This window comes from Rhodoferax sp. GW822-FHT04A08 (assembly GCF_058801025.1).
In genome coordinates this window covers 82,931-102,576 of record NZ_JBXAMW010000014.1, presented here as the reverse complement: position 1 = coordinate 102,576, position 19,646 = coordinate 82,931, and the positions used below count along the sequence as shown (strand labels likewise).

Below are 19,646 nucleotides of genomic sequence, written 5' to 3'. Positions count from 1 at the left end.
CCAAAGGGAACACCGGTGGAAATCATGATGGTCTGACCGGCCTGGCCCAGCCCTTCCTCTCAGGGGCCATGCGCAAGGCGGAATATCCTGAACTGGTGTACGCCACCACGGCAGCCACCTTCAGAAGGTCTGCGACACCCCGCACCGCTACGCCGATGGCATCGCTCTCGGCGACGAAGGCCTCCAGGCCGTTGATGGCTGCGGGCTTTTCCAGCTTGGCCACAATATCGGCGCGCCCCATGACGATGGACTTGATTTCCACAATGTCTTCTGGTCGTTGAACAAACGACAAGGCAATCCAGTCGATTCCCAAGGTCAGGCCGTAAGTCAAATCGGCCCGGTCTTTTCCGGTTAACGCCGATAGGGGCAGCACCACACCGGGCACATTCACACCCTTGCGGTCCGACACGGCGCTACCGGCCATCGTCTAGCAACAGGTCGGTGCCGACCTCCAGTGCAGAAAAGATTTCGGGGTGCGGCATGGGTGCCCGCATCTGGTCACCGGGTTTTTCGTGGTAAGGCTTGGATGGTCGACCGGTCTGCGCTGGCGGGTCCGAGGGTTGCCACGATCTTGGCATTGCGTTTGCGGTGCATGAAAGTCTTTGTTGTTGAGAACGCGTTACCGGCCGATCAGGATGGCGCGGAAATCGTTCACATTGGTGAGCGTGGGGCCAGTGACGAGGGAGTCGCCCAGCGCCTGAAAGAAACCATGGCCGTCGTTGCGGTCCAGGCTGTCCTTGGGATTGATGCCTAGTGCCCAGGCACGCTCCAGCGTACTCGGAGACAAATACGCGCCAGCTATTTCTTCAATCCCATCCACACCATCGGTATCTCCGGCCAGCGCATGGATGCCGGGTTCGCCTTGCAGGGCCACACCCAGCGACAAAAGGAATTCGACGTTGCGTCCACCGCGGCCATCTCCCCGGATGGTGACGGTGGTTTCTCCGCCAGACAGAAGAATGCAAGGTGCCTGAAATGGTTGGCCGTGGCGAGCGACCTGAAGTGCCATGGCAGCCATCACCTTGCCAACCTCGCGCGCCTCGCCTTCCACGCTGTCACCCAGGATGTAGGCAGACAAGCCCGCTGCTTCGGCCACTTTCGCCGCTGCTTCCAATGCCATTTGAGGCGTGGCAATCATGTGGACTTCCATTCCTTCCAAACGTTTGTCGTCTGGCTTGATGGACTCCCCTCGCCCATCGGTCAGCACCTTGCGGACGTTGTCCGGCAGGACAATGCCATAGCGTTTGATGATGGCCAATGCATCGGCGCATGTGGAGGAGTCACCTACCGTGGGGCCGGATGCAATGTCGCAGGGCCGATCTCCTGGCACATCCGAAATCAGTAGCGTCACAACCTTGGCAGGATAGCAAGCGGCCGCCAGTCGACCACCTTTGATAGCAGAAAGGTGGCGGCGCACACAGTTCATTTCACTGATGCTGGCACCCGACTTCAATAGCTCACGGTTCACCCTCTGCTTGTCTTCCAGGGTGATGCCTTCCAGAGGCAACGGCAGCAAAGAAGATCCGCCACCCGAGATCAGGCACAACACGGTGTCATCGGCGGTGAGTCCCTGCACCTTTTGCAGGATGCGTTGTGCAGCAGTGAGTCCTGCATCGTCGGGCACTGGATGTGCCGCCTCCACGATTTCGATGCGCTTGCAAGGCACGGCGTAGCCGTAGCGGGTGACCACCAGTCCCTCAAGCGGGCCGCTCCAATGTTGCTCCACCGCGTGCGCCATTTTGGCCGACGCCTTGCCCGCACCAATGACGATCAGGCGCCCTTTCGGGACCGCCGGCAGATGCGCCGCAATGCATTGGTTGGGCTGTGCGGCCGCGATGGCCACCGCAAACATGGACTGCAGCAACCCCTTTGCCAGAGGGATCTCTTCTTCTGGCGCTCCGGTTTGAAAGTTTTCAGTCGCCATGATTTGCGCTCCGTCCGCTAGGCAGCTTAGGCTTTGGCAATTGCCTCTTCGGCCTCGTAGAGGGCCTCCACGGTAGTGTCTTGGTCTAGCACACGGCTCATGCGGACCATGTCCAGGGCACCCACCCAACGGGCCACCGCCATAGTGGCCACGGCATTGCCAATGGTGTTGGTAATGGCACGGGCCTCGGACATGAAGCGGTCCACACCGAGCAGCAGCACCATGCCGGCAACCGGAATATTGCCCATAGAGGCCAGCGTGGCGGCCAAGGTAATGAAGCCGGAGCCGGTGACCCCTGCAGAGCCCTTGCTGGTCAGCATCAGCACGCCCAGGATAACGATCTGGTCGGTCATGGACAGCGGCGTATTGGTGGCCTGTGCAATGAAGATCGCCGCCATGGTGTAGTAAATACACTGACCATCGGGGTTGAAGGTCACACCCGACGGTATGACCAGGCCGACTACCGGTTTTGACACTCCAATGTGTTCCAGCTTACGCATCAACTGAGGCACCACCGATTCGGAAGAACTGGTGCCCAGCACGGTGAAGATTTCATCCTTGATGTAGCGCAGGAACTTGAAAATGCTGAAACCCGATAGCTTGGCGATGAAGCCCAGCACCACAAACACGAAAGCCACACAAGTCAGGTACATGCACAGCATCAGTTGACCCAGCGCGGAAAGCGAAGCCAGACCGTATTTGCCCACGGTGAAGGCCATGGCGCCGAAGGCAGCCAGCGGGGCCAGGCGCATGATCATGCCCACAATGCCGAACATGCTGTTGCAGAAGGCATCCAGCAGGTCCACTACCGGCTTGGCCTTACGCCCCATGTGAGACAGGGCCACGCCAAAGAAGATGCCGAACACCAGGATTTGCAGAATGTCATTCTTGGCCAGGGCTTCCACGATGCTGGAGGGCACCATGTTGACCAGAAAGTCTACAAAGCCACCGGATTTGGATGCCGCGGCGGTGTAGTTGGCAATCGCCTTGGTGTCCAGCGTTGCCGGGTCCACATTCATGCCCACGCCCGGCTTGAACACATTGACCACTACCAGACCGAGTGCCAGCGCGAAGGTGGAAACAACCTCAAAGTAGATGAGCGCCCTTACACCGACGCGGCCCAGTTCCTTCATGCTCTCCATCTTGGCGATGCCCAGCACCACCATGGCAAAAATGATGGGTGCGAACACCATCTTGATGAGCTTGATGAAGACATCGCCCAATGGCTTGAAGTCCGCGCCCAGGGTTGGGTAAAAAATCCCCAGCAGCACACCGGCGCTCACGCCGATAAGCACCTGCACATACAGCTTTCCAAAGAAACGACGCAACATGTTTGTCTCCTAAATATTTATTTCGAACCAGTGGATCGCGGCTCTTGCTGGCCGCTTCTCCAGAAATGCAATTGCGGTCTTATGCAGCTATGCGGGCGCAGACAGCGGCGGTCACCTGGGCGGTAGTGGCCTTGCCGCCCAGGTCACCTGTGTGCAGGGAGACGTCGGCGGTGACCTGCTCAATGACTGCCATCAGCTTCTTGGCAGCATCCACTTCACCCAGGTGTTCCAGCAGCATCACGCAGCTCCAAAAGGTTCCGACCGGATTGGCCAAGCCCTTGCCTATGATGTCAAAGGCTGAACCATGGATAGGCTCAAACATGGAGGGATAGCGGCGCTCGGGGTCGATGTTGCCGGTCGGTGCAATACCCAGGCTGCCTGCCAGTGCTGCGGCCAGGTCACTCAGGATGTCTGCGTGCAGGTTGGTGGCCACTATGGTGTCCAGGGTAGCGGGGCGGTTCACCATACGGGCCGTGGCGGCGTCCACGAGTTCCTTGTCCCACTTCACATCGGGGAAGTCCTTGGACACTTCCAATGCAATCTCGTCCCACATCACCATGGCATGGCGCTGGGCATTGCTCTTGGTCACCACGGTGAGCCGCTTGCGGGGGCGGCTTTGTGCCAGCTTGAAGGCAAAGCGGATCACGCGCTCCACGCCCACACGGGTCATCATGGTGACTTCGCAAGCGGCCTCAATGGGGTGCCCCTGGTGCACGCGACCACCCACGCCAGAGTATTCGCCTTCGGAGTTTTCGCGCACGATGACCCAGTTCAGGTCCTCCGGCTTGCAACGCTTCAGGGGCGCATCAATGCCAGGCAGGATGCGCGTGGGGCGCACATTGGCATACTGATCGAACCCTTGGCAGATCTTCAGGCGAAGACCCCAGAGCGTGATGTGGTCCGCAATCTCCGGGTCACCAGCGGAGCCAAACAGAATGGCGTCTTTGTTGCGCAATGCATCCAGTCCGTTGGCAGGCATCATTTCACCGTGGATGCGGTACCAGTCACCGCCCCAGCCAAAGTTCTCGAAATCGAAGTTGAAAGTGCTGCTGGCTGTGGCGAGGGCTTCCAACACAGTCTGTCCAGCGGGAACGACCTCTTTGCCGATACCGTCACCGGGGATGCAAGCAATCTTGTATGTCTTCATAACGTCTCCAAAATGGGTTGTGGTGGGGACGGAATGTACCTATTGCTGAATTTCACGGTTCATCTTAAAGTGACTCCATTGTTTACTATGATTTAACAATGTCCACCCCCTCCTCTGCTCCTTCGGAGATGGCCTTTTTCAGCCTTCTGACACGCATGGGCAGCTTCTCTGCGGCCGCCAGAGAAATGAATGTCACCACACCGGCGGCGAGTAAGCGCCTGAGCCAAATGGAGGCGCGCCTGGGTGTGCAACTGCTGAACCGGACCACGCGCCGTATCAGCCTCACTGCCGAGGGCGAGCTGTACCTGGAGCACGCCCGGCGCATCCTCGCCGACATTGAGGACATGGAGCGCCTGATCAGCAGTGCCATTGCCAAGCCCAAAGGCCTGTTGCGCGTCAATGCCACGCTGGGCTTTGGTCGCACCCACATTGCTCCGCTGATCTCCAGCTTTGCCAAGAAGTTTTCGGATGTGCAGGTGCAACTGCAACTCACAGTCAATCCGCCCGCGTTGACCGAAGACACATTCGATGTGTGCATCCGCTTTGGCGAACCACCGGACGCAAGGGTGATAGCGCGCCGTATTGCTGGGAACCGACGGTTGATTTGCGCATCACCTGCTTATCTCAAGGCTCATGGCACGCCACGTGCTCCGCATGAACTGGCCCAACACAATTGCATAGGTATTCGCCAAGGTGATGAGGCTTATGGCATCTGGCACCTGAGTGCTGGCCAGAAGACGGAGACCGTCAAGGTGCGGGGAAACCTGAGCACCAATGACGGTGAGATTGCGGTGAACTGGGCACTTGCTGGTCACGGCCTGCTGATGCGGGCGGAATGGGACATCACCAAGTACCTGCACAGCGGTCGTTTGCGCCAAGTACTAGAGACATGGCAAACACCACCTGCGGATATCTACGCGGTCTATCCCCAGCGTCTGCAAACCGCTGCGCGCGTAAAAGCTTTCGTCGACCATGTGGTCGACGCGTTTGCGGCAACATCACCTGCCAAGGCTTAAGACTCAGAGAATCCATCGTTACCGCGAAGCTCGGCGAACTCAGTTACAAGGAAGTCGACGCCCAAGCAGGACTGTGGATGACAGCGAAATCACTTAGCAGATTTTCAGTGTCGTCCCTGGAAGACCCGCTGTGGGCACACTGGCGATGCTCGCCAACGTCTGCATGCCACAATTGTGGCTACACAGTGGCTACATGAAACCAAAAAAAGAAAAAGCTTGCTACCTTTTAAATAGCAAGCTTTCCTTTGTTTAATTGGTAGGCCGTGAGTGACTTGAACACTCGACCAAAGGAGTAGGATGGGTGACCACTTCCTGCAAGCAGGAAAGCAACCACCTTCCTCCGAACGCAACGTGCAAGTTTCCAAGCATTGCGCTCTCCATTAGTGTATTCCGCGCATGGTTTTCACCTTGCCGCCACATCTGGATTGGCGAGGTCAGATAGAGACAACCCGTCATACGAGCCATTGTGTATCTTCTGGTGACAGTAGACACATACCGGAATTTGCTTCCGGTTTATTTTGGCTAGTAGGCGTGTAAACCCTTCTACCTTATCCCCGATTTTCCTGATTGATCTAACATGGTGCATATGAATTAACTCGTCTCCACCGCAGATCACGCAGTCTTCTCCTAGCTTACTTCTAGTCCTTAGTCGCAGGTGTCTTTGGAGAACTTCATCAGGAGTGTCCTGTATACCTATGCTGAAAGCGGTCGGTTTTCTGGACCAATCTTGAAGATTGAAGAATTGGGTTTGCACCAATTTTTCTTTCAAAGTTTTCTTTTGTACACGCAGATCATTTCCATGTTTTAGGAATATCTTTCTCACGGATGACCTGTGCTTCAATGCGAGGGTTTTTGCCGCTGAGTATTTTAGGATGTATTGCACCCTTGTCATGGTTGCAATGTTGTCAGCGAATCTATAGTAGTTCGCCAACCCACGCCAAACTGCACTGAACATATCGACGATTTGATCGTCGTCCAGAGCAGACCATGTGTACTTAGCCTGCGGGTTACCCGCTTTGTCACACATACCCTTCAAGTTCAGACGCTCTACCAGCTTATGGACTGGAGCCATCATGACTGGATTCCACCCTGCATTCCTTTTCAAGAATGTTTTTCCGTTACGCAGGACTCTAGATACCCGAGGGGATTCGGAGCCGACACGAATGCGAGTTCCTAGGAAGAATGCTTCTTCGGTTTTCGCATGACGGATGTGGGTCTTCTCCATATTCAATTCCAGCTTTAGCGTTCCGGACATGAATTCAGATACTTCCTCACGAATTTTCTCTGCGATTGCTACTGGACCGTTGACACCCATGCACCAGTCATCAGCGTATCGGACATATTTGAGGCGTATATATTTTCCATCACCTATGACCGGATTTGTGCGCCTCAACAATACCGTGGCATTGTGAAGTTCCATAGCCAGTTCACAGCGTGAGTCCGAGCGGGGAGCGTGTGCCCCCATACCCTTGCGGATACGTGCTGTTTTAGCCGCTAATCGTCGGTACACTGGGTTCCCAGTGGGAGCAGTGCCAGATTCATATTTGACTATCAGAGACTCACAGAATTTATCTAATTCATGTAGAAATATATTGCACAAAATGGGCGATACGATTGACCCTTGCGGGGTGCCAACTACGCTATTAATCGGTGTCTTGAACTCGTAGTACCCTGCTGTCAGGGCCTTTCTAATCAAGTTGAGGAAACGTTCATCAGAGATGCGTTTTCTCAGTACACCAATGAGGGCTTCATGGTCGATGTTGTCAAAAGCCGCTTTCACGTCCCCTTCAACAATCCAAGAAACGCCAGTCCACGTGTTGCGAATCGATTTGAGTGCCGTGTGACAGCTTCTATGGGGCCTGAATCCGTGACTTTTGTCACTGAAACTTGGACCATATGGACTGTCGTAGATAGCTTCGAGGATCATGCGAATGACCTCTTGCACTACTTTATCCCTTGGTGAAGCGATGCCAAGCGGTCGCGTTCCGCCTTTGGCCTTCGGAATTCGCACTCTTCGCGCACGCGTGAATCCAAAGGATTCATTGCGGACTTGAAGGATGATATTTTCGATGCTGGACATCGAGAATCCATCTATAGTACTACCGTCGGACCCCGGCGTCATGTTTCCCGGTTTGCTTTTCAGTCTCTCGTATGCCACAACATAAAAGTCAGGGCGGTACATGAGCCTGTAAAGGTCATCGTTGATCCACTTTGGGTTGGCGTTCTTCTTGCGCAGAACTTCCAGTCTATCCAGGTCCTTAAGACTCATCCGAGTCAACCTTTCGGAACAATGGAAGACCACTAACTACAGTGCTTCCTATTCACCCCGCATTACCGGGGTCACATATCAGATACTTGGTGGGACGGGTGGGATTTGAACCCACAATGGACTTTCATCGACGGATTATGAGTCCGCTGCCTGCAACCAATACGGCGTCCGTCCCAACTTTTCTCTGACCCTAGTACTATCACTGTTCCGTTGCCAATCATAACTTCTCCCGTCGCCGGAAAAAGAAGATCCGTGATCTTTCACCCCTAGAACGTTCATGACGTGTCCTATAGAGGCTTTCACCTCTGGAGTTTTGATCACTTCTAGGAATTACTTCCCGTAGGCAATCCCTTGGTTAACACTTTTCCGTTGTCAAGGGTTAGGTGCTCTTTTCGTCCTTGTCATCCCTACTTGGGAGCCGTTCTTACGGGAGGATTCGGGGGTGCTCATAATCGTCACCCCCGACCGTAAATCTCAGACGTAAACTTGCGTGTCTGAGGGTTGTCGAACATACCCCGGTCGGACTAGAGTTCAAGTAATTCAACCTTCACCATACCTTGCATAGCTGACGAACCTCTCGGGGCTGCAAATTACCCCTCACTCGCCTTTTAACGACATGCTGTTGTCCCATTTGGGCTTTCCCCATCAGGTATCGCTGATTTCAGGCTCGTGTCGCCACGTTTGCCTTCGGTCAGCTAAGTCGCTGCTTTAGTCCCCATTCCCCAGGGACGTATTCCTTCGAATACCACGAAAAAGCGCCCTATCCAAGGCGCACTTATGAGTCCTCTGCTCTAACCAACTGAGCTAACGGCCCAACCGAAGGCGAGATTGTAATGGGGTTGACGCCGCACCAAACCTGGGCGCAACATCAGCATCCGTGAAAACCCTCTCAAAAGGACCCAGGCTGGATAGAATCTCTGGCAAACAAGTGCGCATTGTCGGCAACGGCAAGGGGGAATTCCATGACTCAATCATCAAGCGATCCGCGTAAAGAAACGAACGCCATCCTGGTTTCCGTGCTGATGCACGATGGTTCACGCTACCGCGGTTACATTCACCTGCCCAAGGAACACCGGCTGCAGGATCTGCTCAATGACACCCGCTCCTTCATTCCACTGGAGCAGGCGGCCAACAATGATGCCGTCACCATTGTTTCCAAGCACTTCATCGTCTCCATTGAAGAGCTGCGCGAGGGCATGCACGAATTCGGCCTGAACGCCATTTCACTGGCCTGACGGCCCCGCCAGCGCCCCGCAGCCCTATTTGCTGTGGTGGCTTAGCGCGTTGCTGACCAATTTGGACGTAATGTCCACAATCTGGATCATGCGGTCATAGGGCATGCGTGTTGGGCCGATAACGCCCAACGTACCCACCACCTTGCCATCCACTTCGTAGGGGCTGCTGACGATGGATAGCTCCTCAAACGGCACCACCTGGCTCTCGCCGCCAATGTAGATGCGCACTCCTTCAGCCTGACCGGCGATGTCCAGCAGACGCATGAGCTGGGCCTTTTGCTCGAACAGGTCAAAGGCGCGCCGCAAATGGCTCATATCGCTGGAAAAGTCGGACACGGAGAGCAGGTTGCGCTCACCAGCGATCACCACCTCATCCTCGGTATTGCTCATGGCCTCCGAGCTGACGTTCACCGCCGCCTGCATCAGATTGGCTATCTCGGAGCGCAGGCTTTCCACCTCCCCCTGAAGGCGCGTACGGACCTGGTCGATGTCCAGCCCCACGTAGTTGCTGTTGAGGAAATTGGCCGCTTCCACCAATTGGGACTGTGAGTAGTCCACCTCGGTGAAGATCACGCGGTTTTGCACATCGCCGTCGGGCGAGACAATGATGACCAGCAGTCGTTTCTCCGACAGGCGCAAAAACTCCATGTGGCGAAAGGTCGATGTGCGGCGTGGCGCGATCACCACACCCACAAACTGCGACAGGTTGGACAGCAGGTTGGCCGCATTGGAGATGACCTTTTGCGGCTGGTCCGGAGCCAGGCTGTGCGATGCATATTGCGAAGGCTGCACCGTGAGCATGGTGTCCACAAACAGGCGATAGCCGCGCGCCGTGGGTATGCGCCCGGCCGAAGTGTGGGGGCTGACGATGAGCCCCAGTTCCTCCAGATCCGACATCACATTGCGGATGGTGGCAGGCGACAGTTCCAGGCCCGATGCTTTTGACAGTGTGCGGCTGCCAACAGGTTGTCCGTCGGCTATGTAGCGCTCTACCAGAGCTTTCAGCAACAACTTGGAACGTTCATCGAGCATGTAAACATTTTAGTGCTCTAATTTGCGAATGAAGTCGCTGTCTCAATTTCGCCAAGTCGCTTTGGTCGGCAAGTACCAGAGCACCATTTCCGGGCCGGCTGGCGCGCATTCTCGCCAGGCGCTGGAGGAAATCGCCAACTACGTTCTGGACCTGGGCTGCGACCTGTATCTGGAGGCCGAAACCGCTTCCAACATGGGCATGACGCGCTATGCCACACTGAATGTGGACGCGATTGGCCAGCAATGCGACCTGTGTCTGGTGGTGGGTGGTGATGGCACCATGCTGGGTGTGGGCCGCCAGTTGGCGCCCTACAAGGTGCCGCTGATCGGTATCAACCAGGGTCGGCTGGGCTTCATCACCGATATCCCCTTTGGTCAGTACAAGGCAGTATTGGCGCCCATGCTGGCGGGTGACTACATGGAAGACCAGCGCAGCCTGATTCAGGGCCGGGTCGTTCGCGATGGCACTTGCGTCTTCAGCGCGCTGGCCATGAACGACGTGGTGGTCAACCGCGGCGCCAGTTCGGGCATGGTGGAGTTGCGCATGGAGGTGGATGGGCACTTTGTGGCGAACCAGCGCGCCGACGGCCTGATCATCGCCTCCCCCACCGGCTCTACCGCCTATTCGTTGTCCGCTGGCGGGCCACTGATGCATCCAGCCATTGACGGCTGGGTGATCGTGCCGATCGCGCCGCACACCCTGTCCAACCGGCCCATTGTGCTGACCAGCGCGGGCGAAATCGCGGTGGAGATCGTTGCCGGGCGCGATGCCAGCGCCAGCTTTGATACGCAAAGTCTGGCATCCCTGATGCACGGCGACCGCATTGTGGTCACGCGCTCCGAGCACCGGGTGAAGTTCTTACATCCCAAAGGTTGGTCGTACTTTGATACGCTGCGTCAGAAAATGCATTGGAATGAAGGGGTAGTCTGAGCCATGGCCTTGAAGCGCATCGTCCTGCGGGACTTTGTCATCGTCAGCGAACTGGAGCTGGAGCTGGAGCGCGGTTTCACCGTGCTGACCGGCGAAACGGGCGCGGGCAAATCCATTTTGGTGGACGCGCTCCAGCTGGTCACAGGTGCGCGTGCCGATGTGGGAGTGATCCGCGAAGGCGCCTCGCGCACGGACGTGAGCGCAGAGTTTGACCATGCGCCAGCCTTGCAGGCCCTGCTGGATGAAGCTGGCTTTGAAGCGGGCGACTCGCTGCTGCTGCGCCGCACGGTGGACACCCAGGGCAAGAGCCGCGCCTGGGTCAATGGCAGCCCGGCCACCGCGCAGCAGCTGCGCAGCATCGGCGAGCAGTTGCTGGACATCCATGGACAGCACGCCTGGCAAAGCCTGACCCGACCCGATGCGGTACGCGGACTGCTCGACGCGTACGCCAAGATTTCCACAGCCACACTCAGCCAGCTCTGGGCCGCGTGGCGCACTGCCCAGGCTGCACTGGAAAAAGCCACGCAAGCACAGGACTCGCTGCAACGTGAGCGTGAGCGTCTGGCCTGGCAGATCGGCGAGCTGGAAAAGCTCAACCCGCAGGCCGACGAATGGCCCGAACTCAACACCAACCACAGCCGTCTGGCCAATGGGCAGGCCCTGCTGGACGCCGCACAAGGCGTGGTGGAATTGCTGGAAGACGCCGACACCAATGCCCTGCACGCCTTGAATGCAGCGCTGCTGGCCTTGCAACACCAGGCCCACCTGGAGCCCGACTTTGCCGAACCTGTCGCGGCACTTTCCAGCAGTGTGGCCCAGGTGGAAGACGTGGTGCGCACCCTGCGCGGCTATGCAAGGCGCACCGAACTCGATCCCGAACGGCTGGCCGAACTGGATGCCCGCATGACATTGTGGGTGTCCCTGGCGCGCCGCTATAAACGCGCCCCCGAAGAGTTGCCAACCCTGCTCACCTCATGGCGCGAAGAGCTGGCCCAGCTGGACGCCGCCACCGATCTGCAAGGCTTGGAAAAGGCCGAGCGCAAGGCGCACGCGGCCTATATGGCCGAAGCAAAGGTGCTGTCGGGCCAGCGCACCAAAGCCGCGCCCAAACTGGCAGCCTCTATCACCCAAGCCATGCAGGGTCTGGGCATGCAGGGTGGGCAGTTCGTGGTGGCGCTGGAGCCACTGGCTCAGCCACAACAAAGCGGCCTGGAAGAGGTGCAGTTCTTGGTGGCTGGCCACGCCGGCAGTACCCCACGACCGGTGGGCAAGGTGGCTTCCGGCGGTGAGCTCTCTCGCATGGCATTGGCCATTGCCGTGACCACCAGCCAATTGGGCACCGCACAAACCCTGGTCTTTGACGAAGTGGATTCCGGCGTGGGTGGCGCCGTGGCCGAGACCGTGGGGCGGCTGATGCGCCAGCTCGGCGTGGACCGTCAGGTACTGGCCGTGACCCATTTGCCCCAGGTGGCTGCCTGCGCCGATCACCACATGCGAGTGTCCAAACAGATGCAAGGCAAGATCACACTCAGCACCGTTACCGCGGTGCTGGGCGAAGCACGGGTGGGCGAAATTGCGCGCATGCTGGGTGGCGAGAAACTCTCCAGCACCACCCTGGCACATGCCAAAGAAATGCTGCAGGCCGGCACATGACGACCACCTCCAAAGACAGCGGCAGCCCGATGGAGATCGTGCTCATCACCGGCATGTCGGGCTCCGGCAAATCGGTGGCGCTGCATGCGCTCGAAGATGCCGGTTTCTATTGCGTCGACAACCTGCCCCCGGAACTGCTGCTGCCCTTCGTGCAACTGGAGCTGCAGCACAGGGCCCGTCAGCTTGCGATCGCCATGGACGTTCGCAGCGCGACGTCCCTGCCCCAGGTTCCCGAACAGCTGAATGCTCTGCGGGCCCAGGGGGTGGTGGTCAAACCTCTGTTTCTGGACTCCAGCACGGATACTCTGGTCCGGCGTTACTCAGAAACCCGGCGCAAACATCCGCTCTCGCAAGCACCGACTCGGATTGCTGCAACCGACACCGCCAGCACGGACCAGCGGCACGCGCTGATAGAGGCCATTGAACTGGAGCGCGACCTGTTGGCTGCGCTGCGCGCACAGGCCCACGTCATCGATACCAGCATGATCCGCCCGGCCCAGCTGCAGGGCTATGTCAAAGCGCTGGTGTCCAGTCCAAGTGCGCAACTGACTCTGGTGTTCGAATCATTTGCATTCAAGCGCGGTGTACCTACGGATGCGGACTTCATGTTTGATGTGCGCATGCTACCCAACCCGCACTACGAGCCCGAACTGAGGGCACTGACCGGACAGGACAAACCGGTTGCAGACTTTCTGCAAGAGCAGGCCGATGTGCGGCGCATGTTTGAGCAGATCAGCGGTTTTGTGGAAAGCTGGCTGCCCGACCTGGCCCGTGACAACCGCAGCTATGTGACGGTGGCCATCGGCTGCACCGGCGGTCAGCATCGCTCGGTGTATCTGGTGGAGCAACTGGCACGCCATTTTGAAGCCCAATGGGTGACGCTCAAGCGGCACCGCGAAATGGACGGGCGCGCCCACCACTAGCGCAAAACGGCTGTCAGCCGCGTTCCAGCAATTTGCGTACCGGTGCCGGAAGCCCCAGGGTGGGCCACTCTTCCGGCATCACCCAGCGCCCCTCACCCAACCGGTTGCTTGCAGCGAGCTGTACGCGGCAGGCGTGCAGGTGCAAGTCCTTGTGCGTCAGCACGTGTGTGAAGGCCGGCTCGCACTGCAGTAGCTCCTGGAACCTGCCTGGCAATGCGTTGCGCAGGTCGGCCTCACTCTCGAACAGTGGCAGGCAATGCAGCCCCGCCCACACGCCCGGCGTGGGTCGCCGATCCAGCCACACCGCGCCCGCGCGTGTCTGCGCCCATAGCAGCCAGATTGACTGGCTACTGCGCTTGAGCTTGCGGCTACGCACCGGGAAGTCTTCGGGGTTCCCGTTCTTGAAGGCAATGCAGTCCTGTTGCACCGGGCAATGCAGGCACATCGGCTTCCTGGGTGTGCACACCATGGCACCCAGATCCATCATGCCTTGCGTGTAGCGCGCCATATCCTGCTCGGCACGTTGGGGTGTGGGCAACAGCGAACTGGCGGCATCCCATAGGGCGCGCGCATTGGCCGCTACCGCAACATCGCCTTCAAAGCCCCGCACGCGCGTCACCACCCGCTTGACGTTGGCGTCCAGAATCGCAACCCGCTCGGAAAAGCACAGCGAGGCAATGGCGGCCGCAGTGGACGGACCAATACCGGGCAAAGTTGCCAGCGTTTGCGCATCCGCCGGAAAGGCGCCGCCATGCAGGCGCATGACATCCTGCGCGCAACGGTGCAGATTGCGGGCCCGGCTGTAGTAACCCAAGCCGCTCCACAGGCCCAGCACTTCGTCCTGGCTGGCAGCAGCCAGGGCAGCCACGTCCGGGCACTTTTTCAGAAATCGTGCGAAGTAGGCTTTGACCGTTGTCACCTGCGTTTGCTGCAGCATGATTTCCGACAGCCACACGCGGTACGGGTCGCGCGTGTTCTGCCAGGGCAGGTCGTTGCGACCATGCTGCGCTTGCCACCGCACCACGCGGGTGGCGAAATCATCCGTCTTGCTGGACACGCTCAGGCGATCTCCAGGTCCACTGGTGCCTTGGCTTGTTCGGTGTCCATCAGGTGCGAAGTCAGCTCGAACAACTTGGCTTCGAGCTGCGCGATGTCCTGTTCTTGCTGATCAAACTCCTGTATCCGGTCATCCAGGCCGCCTGCAGCCTGCTGGATGCGGTCTATCGCTTCCATGCGCCGGGCAAACGCGCGGCGGCGCTCACGCAATTGGGCATCCAGCTGGGCTGCCGCTGACTTGCTCCACAACTCGATTTCACCCAGTGCGACTTCGTTGATGGCGCGAATGCGCGAATACAGCGCACGCACCAGCCGGTCTACAAACTCCGGCTGGGCCAGGCGGAATACATTGCTGATGCCCAGGTACTGCAGGTGGCTACGCTCCGCCATCTCCAGGTCCTTGAGATAGAAACCCAAGTCCGGTTCGGCGACAGTCTGAAGGGAGAATCCGTACTCGGTATTGAGCTGCTTGAACATCGCCGAGAGCATGGTCTGCATCTCGGTGGTGAGCCCCTGCACTTTGGCGAAATTGGCGCGCAGGCGCTCAAACGTTTCGCCATACGCCTTCTTGACGCCAAGCTTCAGACCTTTTTGTGTCAGCAACTCCGTGAGCTGCTGCATCTCGGCCTTGAGTGCCTTGGAGCCCAGCATGCCAAACACTTCCTTTAGCAGCTTGAGATTGACGGATCGCACCGCATGGATCTTGGCCCCGCCCAGATCAAAGTCCGCCTGCTCCTGGGAGATGCGCGCCCGCATGTGCTTGATGACCGAAGCGTTCTTGCCCTGCAGCCCCTGCAGTTCCATCTTCTGCTCGGTCAGGTCGCGCTTGCGCACATTGATGGCCCGACCGGTCTCATCACGCAGATCGGAGATGCCCTTGTCTACGGCCAGCCGAAGTAGGCGTTGGCGCGCCAGCAGCATGCCATCACCCAGCGCAGCTTCCAGTTGCCCCAGACAGCTCTTCTCCAACAGTTCTGCGTCGCGGTTGACTTTGGCAACCAGGCCTTTTTGCGCCGACACGGCAATGACCTGTTCGGCCCGGACACCCAGGATTTCGGCCGTGCTGGCCTTTTGCCGCACGATTTGTGCCTCAATCTGCTCGGGTGTACTGAGTTCGTCCCACAGCGTGTCAATCTTGTTGAGCACCACCAGACGCGCCTCGGTTCCGGTGCTGTCCGAAATCAGATGCTCGCGCCAGATGTCCAGGTCGGACTTGGTAACGCCGGTGTCGGCGCCCAGAATGAAGATGACCGCCTGGGCCTGCGGTATCAGACTCACCGTCAGCTCAGGCTCGGCGCCGATGGCATTGAGCCCAGGTGTATCCAGTATCACCAGCCCCTGCTTGAGCAAGGGATGTGCGATGTTGATCAAGGCGTGGCGCCACAGCGGGATTTCCACCAGACCGTCCGCGTCCAACAATGGTTTGTCCTCGGGCGTCTGGCTCTGCCAAAAGCCCAGGGCGCGCGCCTCTTCCTGCGTGACCTTGCGGGTTTGCGACACCATTTCCAGAGCCGCGGCTAGCTGCTTGGGGTTGTGTACATCCAGGTCGACGCGGTGCCACTTTTCGGGAACCATGCGCCATTCCATCAGGGCCTGGGGTTGCAAACGGGTCTCTATGGGGAGCAGTCGCAGGCACGGCGGTACTTCGGCGTCATAGCCCATTTCGGTCGGGCACATGGTGGTGCGCCCCGCGCTGGCGGGCATGATGCGCCTGCCGTATCCGGCAAAGAAGATGGCATTAATCATCTCCGACTTGCCACGCGAGAACTCCGCCACAAAGGCCACCATGACCTTGTCTGCGCGCACCTGGGCTTCCAGGCGCTGCAGCCGCTCGCGGGTCGCGGAATCCAACAGTTCGTGATCGGCCATCCATTCCGAGAGCAACTTCAGGCGCAAGGCAAAGGCACGACGCCATGCGCCATGCTGATCCAGTTGCTCATTGAACGATGTGGCCAAGTGTTCCCCCGCTTTGCTTCAATATAGCACTGCGCCTGCAGTTTTCACTCAGGGCTTCTGGCACACCGGGCAGAAAAATGTGGAGCGCTGCCCCTGCCGCAGTGACTTGATGGTGGTGCCACAGACGCGACAGGGTTCGCCCTGCCGACCATACACCATGGCTTCAAGCTGAAAGTAGCCCGACTCCCCTTGCGCGTTGGAAAAGTCACGCAAGGTGCTGCCGCCTTTTGCCACGGCGCGCGCCAGCACATCGCGTATGGCCTGGTGCAGTCTCGCCGCACGCGGCCGGCTGATGCGGTTGGCCCGGGTTGTGGGGCGAATACCCGCCAGGAACAGGGCTTCGGACGCGTAGATATTGCCCACACCCACGACTAGGTCCCCCACCAACAACACCTGTTTGATAGGAGCACTACGCGACTGCAATCCCTGGTGGAACTGCGCCACCTGGAATGACTCCCCCAGAGGCTCCACCCCCAGCTTGCCCAACAGCTTGCACGCCAACGGGTCCGCTTCATCGTGCGCAAAGACCACCGCTCCAAATCGTCTGGGATCATTCAGGCGCAAAGTGCCATGGCTGGTTTGCAACTCAAAGTGGTCGTGCTTGCCGGCTGGTGGTAAATCCCGGGTAAAGACCACACTGCCGGACATGCCCAGATGCAGCAGCAGCAGGCCGTCGCTCAGATCAATCAACAGGTATTTGCCGCGCCTGCGCACGTCCCGCACGGTTTGCCCGACGAGGCGCTCGGGTTGCACGCCCAGCGGCCAGCGCAAGGGTTTGCCCATGCGGACTGCGACAATGGAGGCACCCCGGATGGCATCCACAAAACTCAGGCGGGTAACTTCAACTTCCGGTAGTTCGGGCATGGGGTGGTCACAGGTTGACGAAGGCTTCTCGTGTTGGATTATTATGGCCTGATGACACTCTTCAAGCGCTCCAAGCTCGCCCCGCTGATGCTACTCATGGCCTTGGGGTTGCATCCGGCATGGGCGCAATTCAAAACCCCGCAGAACTCGGAACTCAACGGTGACCTGATGTATGAGTTGCTGGTGTCGGAGATCAGTGCACAAAGCGGTGACAACGGCTCTGCCTTTCAGTTGATGCTGGATGCTGCGCAAAAGACCCGTTCCGAGCAATTGTTCGAGAGAGCCGTGGAAATTGCATTGCGCGCTCGCGCAGGCGACTCGGCCCTGCAGGCCGCACAAGCCTGGGCCAAGGCCCAGCCTACTTCCCGCAATGCACTGCGCTTTGTGTTGCAGATACTGATTGGCCTGAACAGACTGCCCGAAACGATAGAGCCAGTCAGGCGCGACCTTGCGCTGCTGCAGGGTATGGAAAGGGCCTCTGCCATCGGACAACTGCCGCGCTTCTTCGTGCGGGTCAATGACAAAAAGCAGGCTGCCAAAGTAGTGGAACAAGCATTGTCCAACGAGATCGGCAATGCCACCACCGGCCCGGCAGCATACGCCACAATAGGCACCATGCGACTGCTGGCCGGTGACGGCGAAGGCGCACTCGAAGCGGCCAGAAAAGGGGCTGCACTCAACCCCAAGGCGGAAGAGCCGGTGCAATTGGCACTGGCCCTCATGGACCCCAAACTGCCAGCGGCCGAGGCCATGGTGCTTCGGCACTTGCAGGCCGCTTCACGGCCTGAGCTGCGCATGGGCTATGTACGCAAGCTGCTGGAAGCCCAACGCCTGCAAGACGCCAAGGCACAGGTCATTGCCATCAACGACAGCACGCCTGACTTTGCCGACGCTTGGCTGGTACGTGGCTCGCTGGCCCTGCAGGAGAGAAATGAAAGCGAAGGCCGCTTTGCACTCAACACATTTGTGAAGCTGCGCGCGCCTGCGGGTGACGCTCCAGCCGACGCCGTGCAGGATCGGGGCTTGACCCAAGCCTACTTCATGCTGGCAGATTTGGCGGAGCAAAGCCAGCAATGGGACGAAGCCGAGCATTACCTGGACCTTATCGACAGCCCGCAGGATGCCTTGCGCGTACAGGGCCGTCGTGCTGCCAATCTGGCACGCCAGGGCAAACTGGACAAAGCCCGCGCCCTGATCCGTTCCGCGCCCGAACTCCAACCCGAAGATGCACGCACCAAGGTCAATATGGAAGTGCAGCTGTTACGCGACAGCAGGCAGTACCAAGCCGCTTACGAATTGCTGAAACAGGCGGCACAAAACAACCCGGACGACGTGGACTACGCGTATGACCTGGCCATGGCAGCAGAGAAGCTGGACAAGGTCGACGAGATGGAGACCTTGCTGCGCCAGTTGATCGCTGCCAGGCCCGACTACTACCAGGCCTACAACGCATTGGGCTATTCACTGGCAGATCGCAAGTTGCGCCTGGACGAAGCACGTGAACTGATCCGCAAGGCGCTGGAAGCGGCCCCCAACGATCCGTTCATCCAGGACAGCATGGGCTGGGTGGAATTCCGCAGTGGCAATCTGGCCCAGGCGCGGCAGATTTTGCAGGACGCATACCGGAACCGTCCCGACCCGGAAATTGCAGCCCATCTGGGCGAGGTACTGTGGTCCCTCAGCCTCAAACCTGAGGCGCAAGCCATCTGGAAAGAAGGTCTGGCGCAAAGCCCGGACAACGAAACGCTGCGTGAAACCATCAAACGTCTGAGCGCACCGTGAATCGCACCTTTTGCACTTGGCGAAGTGTGGTCGCCTTGTGCGCTATCGCCCTGCTCAATGCCTGCGCCAACAATGCCCCGCTGCAGACACGTGCGCCAGATGAGGCCCATTGGCAGGGGAAACTGGCCGTTCGCGTCTACAGCAAACCACCGCAGGCTTTTTTCGCAAACTTCGATTTGCAGGGCAGACCATCGCAAGGTGAATTGCTGCTGACTTCGCCACTGGGCACAACCGTGGCGCGCATGCGCTGGGACGCAAATTCCGCCACGCTGGACGCACAGGGAGGTCAACGCAGCTTCAGTTCGGTGCAGGAACTGGCCCGTCAAGTCACGGGTGCGGACCTTCCCGTGGCCAGCCTGTTTGCCTGGTTGCAAGGCGTTGACGAAGCGGTGCCTGGTTGGCAGGCCGATCTGCAGGATGCGGCCAATGGCCGAATCAGCGCCAAGCACCTGGAAGAAGTGCAGTCGGAAGTCAAAATCATCCTGGAGCGCTGAAGCGGGTCTGCCGCCAAAGGGATAATGCTGCCC

General features: G+C 58.6%; 15 protein-coding genes, 1 tRNA gene and 1 pseudogene. 7 read left to right on the top strand and 10 right to left on the bottom strand.

The genetic code is table 11. From position 1 onward, the window contains the following. Nucleotides 1–145: 145 nt before the first annotated feature. The 4 genes and pseudogenes from AC1RMF_RS21455 to AC1RMF_RS21440 all read right to left on the bottom strand — a co-directional run. A pseudogene (locus AC1RMF_RS21455) lies at nt 146–506 on the bottom strand (pyruvate kinase); the annotation flags it as partial. A 113-nt stretch (nt 507–619) separates the two neighbouring features. Further along, on the bottom strand, nt 620–1,924 hold the full coding sequence (locus tag AC1RMF_RS21450; protein ID WP_493144199.1) for a glycerate kinase type-2 family protein: 1,305 nt from the start codon (nt 1,922–1,924) through the stop codon (nt 620–622). 26 nt (nt 1,925–1,950) lie between these two features. Beyond that, a complete protein-coding gene (locus AC1RMF_RS21445) occupies nt 1,951–3,255 on the bottom strand; it encodes a dicarboxylate/amino acid:cation symporter (protein ID WP_342616495.1) in 1,305 nt (434 codons plus the stop codon). Nucleotides 3,256–3,334: 79 nt separating this feature from the next. Continuing rightward, nucleotides 3,335–4,402 carry a tartrate dehydrogenase gene (locus AC1RMF_RS21440; protein WP_493144197.1) on the bottom strand — a complete coding sequence of 356 codons (1,068 nt, stop codon included), beginning with the start codon at nt 4,400–4,402 and terminating at the stop codon, nt 3,335–3,337. A gap of 98 nt (nt 4,403–4,500) precedes the next feature. Between AC1RMF_RS21440 and AC1RMF_RS21435 the strand changes: the two genes are divergently transcribed. After that, a complete protein-coding gene (locus AC1RMF_RS21435; RefSeq protein WP_493144195.1) occupies nt 4,501–5,418 on the top strand; it encodes a LysR substrate-binding domain-containing protein in 918 nt (305 codons plus the stop codon). 403 nt (nt 5,419–5,821) lie between these two features. Here AC1RMF_RS21435 and AC1RMF_RS21430 read toward each other — a convergent pair whose 3' ends face one another. Then, entirely contained in the window at nt 5,822–7,498 is a 1,677-nt protein-coding gene (locus AC1RMF_RS21430) for a group II intron reverse transcriptase/maturase (RefSeq protein ID WP_493144194.1), read from the bottom strand. A gap of 276 nt (nt 7,499–7,774) precedes the next feature. Next, a tRNA-Ile gene (locus AC1RMF_RS21425) sits at nt 7,775–7,862 on the bottom strand. A 787-nt stretch (nt 7,863–8,649) separates the two neighbouring features. On the opposite strand from AC1RMF_RS21425, the gene AC1RMF_RS21420 reads away from it, so the two are divergent. Next, on the top strand, nt 8,650–8,922 hold the full coding sequence (locus AC1RMF_RS21420) for a DUF6812 domain-containing protein (protein ID WP_493144192.1): 273 nt from the start codon (nt 8,650–8,652) through the stop codon (nt 8,920–8,922). 24 nt (nt 8,923–8,946) lie between these two features. Here the strand turns inward: AC1RMF_RS21420 and hrcA are convergent, their stop codons facing one another. Beyond that, complete coding sequence (gene hrcA / locus AC1RMF_RS21415) at nt 8,947–9,954, bottom strand: heat-inducible transcriptional repressor HrcA (RefSeq protein ID WP_342616466.1); 1,008 nt, start codon at nt 9,952–9,954, stop codon at nt 8,947–8,949. Nucleotides 9,955–9,982: 28 nt separating this feature from the next. Between hrcA and AC1RMF_RS21410 the strand changes: the two genes are divergently transcribed. Genes AC1RMF_RS21410 through rapZ form a run of 3 tightly spaced genes read left to right on the top strand, consistent with a single transcriptional unit; the run spans nt 9,983 to nt 13,461 of the window. Beyond that, a complete protein-coding gene (locus AC1RMF_RS21410; RefSeq protein WP_493144190.1) occupies nt 9,983–10,885 on the top strand; it encodes an NAD kinase in 903 nt (300 codons plus the stop codon). A 3-nt stretch (nt 10,886–10,888) separates the two neighbouring features. Further along, entirely contained in the window at nt 10,889–12,538 is a 1,650-nt protein-coding gene (gene recN, locus AC1RMF_RS21405; protein WP_493144188.1) for a DNA repair protein RecN, read from the top strand. Nucleotides 12,539–12,567: 29 nt separating this feature from the next. Next, nucleotides 12,568–13,461, top strand: coding sequence for an RNase adapter RapZ (gene rapZ / locus AC1RMF_RS21400; RefSeq protein ID WP_342621102.1), 894 nt, complete (start codon nt 12,568–12,570; stop codon nt 13,459–13,461). Nucleotides 13,462–13,474: 13 nt separating this feature from the next. On the opposite strand, the gene mutY is transcribed toward rapZ, so the two are convergent. Genes mutY through mutM form a run of 3 tightly spaced genes read right to left on the bottom strand, consistent with a single transcriptional unit; the run spans nt 13,475 to nt 17,337 of the window. Beyond that, a complete protein-coding gene (gene mutY, locus AC1RMF_RS21395) occupies nt 13,475–14,518 on the bottom strand; it encodes an A/G-specific adenine glycosylase (protein ID WP_493144187.1) in 1,044 nt (347 codons plus the stop codon). 2 nt (nt 14,519–14,520) lie between these two features. Beyond that, nucleotides 14,521–16,473, bottom strand: a complete 1,953-nt coding sequence (locus AC1RMF_RS21390; protein ID WP_493144185.1) for a dynamin family protein — start codon at nt 16,471–16,473, stop codon at nt 14,521–14,523. Nucleotides 16,474–16,521: 48 nt separating this feature from the next. Then, complete coding sequence (gene mutM / locus AC1RMF_RS21385; protein WP_493144183.1) at nt 16,522–17,337, bottom strand: bifunctional DNA-formamidopyrimidine glycosylase/DNA-(apurinic or apyrimidinic site) lyase; 816 nt, start codon at nt 17,335–17,337, stop codon at nt 16,522–16,524. 30 nt (nt 17,338–17,367) lie between these two features. On the opposite strand from mutM, the gene AC1RMF_RS21380 reads away from it, so the two are divergent. Both AC1RMF_RS21380 and AC1RMF_RS21375 read left to right on the top strand, forming a co-directional pair. After that, entirely contained in the window at nt 17,368–19,119 is a 1,752-nt protein-coding gene (locus AC1RMF_RS21380; RefSeq protein ID WP_493144181.1) for a tetratricopeptide repeat protein, read from the top strand. After that, complete coding sequence (locus AC1RMF_RS21375) at nt 19,116–19,613, top strand: lipoprotein insertase outer membrane protein LolB (RefSeq protein WP_342616459.1); 498 nt, start codon at nt 19,116–19,118, stop codon at nt 19,611–19,613. The genes AC1RMF_RS21380 and AC1RMF_RS21375 overlap by 4 nt, the downstream gene beginning before the upstream one ends. Nucleotides 19,614–19,646 lie beyond the last annotated feature (33 nt).

What these genes read in the sequence shown, in the direction of transcription:
- AC1RMF_RS21440 (WP_493144197.1), bottom strand. Translation starts at nt 4,402, where the DNA reads ATGAAGACATACAAGATTGCTTGCATCCCCGGTGACGGTATCGGCAAA.
- hrcA (WP_342616466.1), bottom strand. Translation starts at nt 9,954, where the DNA reads ATGCTCGATGAACGTTCCAAGTTGTTGCTGAAAGCTCTGGTAGAGCGC.
- AC1RMF_RS21445 (WP_342616495.1), bottom strand. Translation starts at nt 3,255, where the DNA reads ATGTTGCGTCGTTTCTTTGGAAAGCTGTATGTGCAGGTGCTTATCGGC.
- AC1RMF_RS21410 (WP_493144190.1), top strand. Translation starts at nt 9,983, where the DNA reads ATGAAGTCGCTGTCTCAATTTCGCCAAGTCGCTTTGGTCGGCAAGTAC.
- recN (WP_493144188.1), top strand. Translation starts at nt 10,889, where the DNA reads ATGGCCTTGAAGCGCATCGTCCTGCGGGACTTTGTCATCGTCAGCGAA.
- mutM (WP_493144183.1), bottom strand. Translation starts at nt 17,337, where the DNA reads ATGCCCGAACTACCGGAAGTTGAAGTTACCCGCCTGAGTTTTGTGGAT.
- AC1RMF_RS21435 (WP_493144195.1), top strand. Translation starts at nt 4,501, where the DNA reads ATGTCCACCCCCTCCTCTGCTCCTTCGGAGATGGCCTTTTTCAGCCTT.
- AC1RMF_RS21430 (WP_493144194.1), bottom strand. Translation starts at nt 7,498, where the DNA reads ATGTCCAGCATCGAAAATATCATCCTTCAAGTCCGCAATGAATCCTTT.
- AC1RMF_RS21450 (WP_493144199.1), bottom strand. Translation starts at nt 1,924, where the DNA reads ATGGCGACTGAAAACTTTCAAACCGGAGCGCCAGAAGAAGAGATCCCT.
- AC1RMF_RS21420 (WP_493144192.1), top strand. Translation starts at nt 8,650, where the DNA reads ATGACTCAATCATCAAGCGATCCGCGTAAAGAAACGAACGCCATCCTG.
- rapZ (WP_342621102.1), top strand. Translation starts at nt 12,568, where the DNA reads ATGGAGATCGTGCTCATCACCGGCATGTCGGGCTCCGGCAAATCGGTG.